At 58.2% G+C, this 3,488-nt stretch carries 4 protein-coding genes and 1 pseudogene; 3 read left to right on the forward strand and 2 right to left on the reverse strand.

What is annotated here, in order from left to right:
• The 3 genes and pseudogenes from NX05_RS18925 to NX05_RS18935 form a co-directional block, all read left to right on the forward strand.
• Positions 1–881: pseudogene (locus NX05_RS18925) on the forward strand (hypothetical protein); the annotation flags it as partial.
• 10 nt (positions 882–891) lie between these two features.
• Positions 892–1,212, forward strand: coding sequence for a hypothetical protein (locus tag NX05_RS18930; protein WP_039445518.1), 321 nt, complete (start codon positions 892–894; stop codon positions 1,210–1,212).
• A 1-nt stretch (position 1,213) separates the two neighbouring features.
• Positions 1,214–2,545 (forward strand): zonular occludens toxin family protein, encoded by a 1,332-nt coding sequence (locus tag NX05_RS18935; protein WP_053012887.1) that lies wholly within the window; start codon positions 1,214–1,216, stop codon positions 2,543–2,545.
• Between the two features lie 19 nt (positions 2,546–2,564).
• Here the strand turns inward: NX05_RS18935 and NX05_RS23190 are convergent, their stop codons facing one another.
• Both NX05_RS23190 and NX05_RS23195 read right to left on the reverse strand, forming a co-directional pair.
• Positions 2,565–2,876, reverse strand: a complete 312-nt coding sequence (locus NX05_RS23190; RefSeq protein WP_080764491.1) for a chloride channel protein — start codon at positions 2,874–2,876, stop codon at positions 2,565–2,567.
• A 66-nt stretch (positions 2,877–2,942) separates the two neighbouring features.
• Complete coding sequence (locus NX05_RS23195) at positions 2,943–3,269, reverse strand: DUF3653 domain-containing protein (RefSeq protein WP_039434274.1); 327 nt, start codon at positions 3,267–3,269, stop codon at positions 2,943–2,945.
• Positions 3,270–3,488 lie beyond the last annotated feature (219 nt).

The raw sequence follows: 3,488 nt of genomic DNA on the forward strand, positions 1-3,488 counted from the left end.
GGCCGTCGTCAACATCCGGTTGGTCAGCATTGGGTAATGGTGCAAGTTGCAATGCTGGCTGTGCTATGGGGCCTGCTACCTCCGCTGATACGTTTAGCGCGGGCGGCAAAACCTATTTCAGTTTGGCTGGTGCCAAGCCTACCGGTGCAACGTGTAGCTACGGCGATGGCACAGGGCAGGGTGTGAAGGATCAGGATTGCGTGCAGTCCGGTACGCTCACGATGTGCATTCGTAGCGATGGCAAGCAGTGTGCGACCGCTTCCACCGGCAAACAGTTTTGTTGGTCTCCCGGTGAGTCGGGTGTCAAGAAGGCCGATAACAACAATCAGGCCGCAACGAAATCGCCGGAGAACGCGGCGATCAATGCCCCGAAGGATGCGCCGTCTAATGGTGGCGACTGGAAGGTCACAGGGCAGGGCGCGTCCTCGGAAACGAGAGGCGGCGTCACCACCAATTCCAACGTCACCACGTTTGATAGCACCTATGGCAAGGACGGTTCCGGTAAGGGCGACGGTACCGGCAAAGGGTCAGATAGCGGTTCTGGTGGTGGTGACGGCGATGGCGATGGCGACGGCGATGATCCTGGCGCGGGTGCACCGATGGGTGATCTGTACACCAAGAGCGACAAGACAGTTGAGTCGGTCGTGTCCAAGTTCGCAGCGCAGGTGCGCGCTACTCCGATAGCCGGTGGCATCGCAAGTTTTATGACGGTTCCGTCTGGCGGATCGTGTCCCGTGTTTACCCTGGGTGCGTCTAGGTTCTGGGATGCCATGACGATTGATTTTCACTGTAGCGGTACGTTTCTTGGTTTCCTGCGCGCGTGTGGGTGGGTCATTTTGGCGATTGCCGCGTATGCGGCTATGCGCATCGCTGTGACATAAGGGGCACGGTATGCAAGTTGGTTGGTTGAGTGATCTAACTGCATGGATTTGGAAGGCTGTCAAATTGATCTGGCAGGCGTTCGCCGATTTCATTGGCGACCTGTTTGTGATGTGGCTCGATCAGATGCTCTCGGCGGTTCTCTACGTGATGAACTTGCTGCCGATGCCGGATTTCATGAAAGGCCAGAGCATTGGCGGCATGTTGGGAAATGCGGGCAGCACGATTTTGTGGTTTGCTGACGTTTTCATGATTGGGCCTTCGCTGGTCGCCATTGGCGCTGCGATGATTTTCTACTTGCTGCGTCGCGTTTTGACGCTTGGGATCTGGTGAGATGCTCGTTTTCAACGAAGGCGTGCCGCGTGCCGGCAAGAGCTACGACGCCGTAAAGAATCACATCCTGCCGGCGATCAAGAAGGGTCGGCGTGTGTTCGCACGTCTCAACGGTTTGCGTCATGACCGCATTGCCAAGCACCTGGGCATGCAGGAAAAAGACGTGCGCGATCTGCTCGTGCTGGTCGATACGAAGGACGTGGCCAAGCTGTTCGCATGCACCCAAGATGAGTCGGGCAAGTGGTGTATCCCCGATGACTTCAAGGATGCGCTTGTGGTGATCGATGAGGTCCACGAGTTCTACGTCAACGAGCGCAAGCCGCTTGAGCCGGCTGTCGAGAATTTCTGGGCGCTGCTCGGTCAGAACGGTGGCGATGCGGTCATCATGACGCAGTGGATTAACCGCCTTCACTCGGCGGTCAAGGCGCGTATCGAGAAGAAAAACACGTTCCAGAAGCTCACTGCCGTCGGCATGAAAAGCCGGTACCGCGTGACGTATTTCCACACCACCTCGCCCGGAAAATTCGAGAAGGTGGGCGGCCAGACGCTCAAATACGATTCGGCGATTTTTCCGTTGTATGACGGCTATGCGCCTGGTGCGGAAAACACCGAGGTCTATGAAGAAGGCGGCAAAAACGTGTGGGCCGCGATGGCGGTGCGCGCCGTGATTTTTCTGGTCGTTGGCGGCGTCGGGCTTTATTTCTTCGCCAGCTACTTCAACAAGGGCAAACAGCCACCGCATGCCGCTGTTGCTGGTCCGTCATCGACGCCAGCGGTCGGGCAGGTCTTCAAGCCGGGCGAGTTGGTGTCCGCACCTGGGCAGCAGGCCGTTGCGGCGGTTGTGGCTGATCCGCTCGCCGATCTGACGCCGGAACAGCGCTATGTGATCGAGCTCGCCGCAAAGGGGCGCATTCGTGTTGCCGCCATTGCGCAGGTTGGCGGTCATGATCGTGCGTGGCTCCAGTGGATTGACACGTCAAATGTCGTGCTTGAGCAACTGGACCTTGGCCAGCTTCGCGCATTGGGCTTCGATGCCACGGTGCAGCCATATGGTGTGCGGCTTGTTGCGGGCAAGCACACAGTGGTGGCGACGGCGTGGCCGTGGCGCGAGCCGGTGCGCGAGCAGGATCCACGGCTCTATAACACCTCGCCTGATGGCAAGAGCGACGGCGCTGCTGGCGTTGCGACCGCAGGGAGTGACGCCGGTGGCGCTGATCGCGATCACCAAAGCAGCGGTGTGATTGGGCATGTTCCGCGCAGCCTCGGCACGTTCCCGGAAAGCAAGCCCTATCAGACGACCACAAGCACGCCGGCTACCACGTTGGACATGTAGTTTCGTGACGCGTCACGATTTAGCACGGATCGTTCGGCAATTCCTGCCACCCGTTCGACAGTCGCCGGAAACGCTTGTGTTGAATGCATCGTTCGTCCGATTCCAACGGCCGTAGTTGCAGCGTTGCCGGCGCTGCGTGCTGGGAGCGGGGCGTGTATAGCCGTTGTGGTAGTGGTGTCGGTGATCCTGCGCTGACGCTTCGGAATGTGAAGTAGCCCAGGCACAGCGCTACGATGCCTGCAAAGGCTGCTGTCATCAGCTGACCTACAAAGATGCCCAGGGCGATTTCCCACCAAAGCCCATCGTGGTTGTTCTGCGGTCTGTAGCTCATACGGTCCCCAATGACGATGAGCAGGCATTGTAGGGGTGTAGGGGCATCGCCCCTACGGATAACGCCTCATACGCGGCCTTTACGTTTCCGCGCCTTCGGCAACGATGATCCTGCGCATTCCGCCGCAAAGCCGGTCGCCACCACTTGAGGACCGGGCTTTGTTTCAATCTTTTTTCTGAACCTATCCCTAATGAAAATGACGTTGGCCGGACGTTTAGGCCGGGTTTTCGACCGTCCCTCATCCATCATCTTCGTCCACTCGCGTGCGATATCGCAGGTGAGTGATAGGTAGCTCAGCTGCCACGGTTCCATGGCTCGGCCCTCTGGCGTAATGAGGTATCCGTTCTGGAACGAAAAACCGGCCCATTGGCCGGTCAGTTTTCGATTACGCATGCACCGATCTCCATTCGGCTTGCCATCGTCGCCGCCACGGTGTGAGCGTAGCAGCAAACGAGCTCAACAAGTGCATAAACGCCTTGACATAATATACATTATGCGAAGTCGCTACATTGACGCTCCTGTGCGCCCTGGCGGCCTATCACTGCTGGTCCCTCCACAGGAAGCGGACTGGACAATGACGTTTGACACCTACGAACGCGTAGACCTGACCGG

This window comes from Xanthomonas vasicola, from assembly GCF_000772705.2.
GTDB classification, from domain to species: Bacteria; Pseudomonadota; Gammaproteobacteria; order Xanthomonadales; family Xanthomonadaceae; genus Xanthomonas; species Xanthomonas vasicola.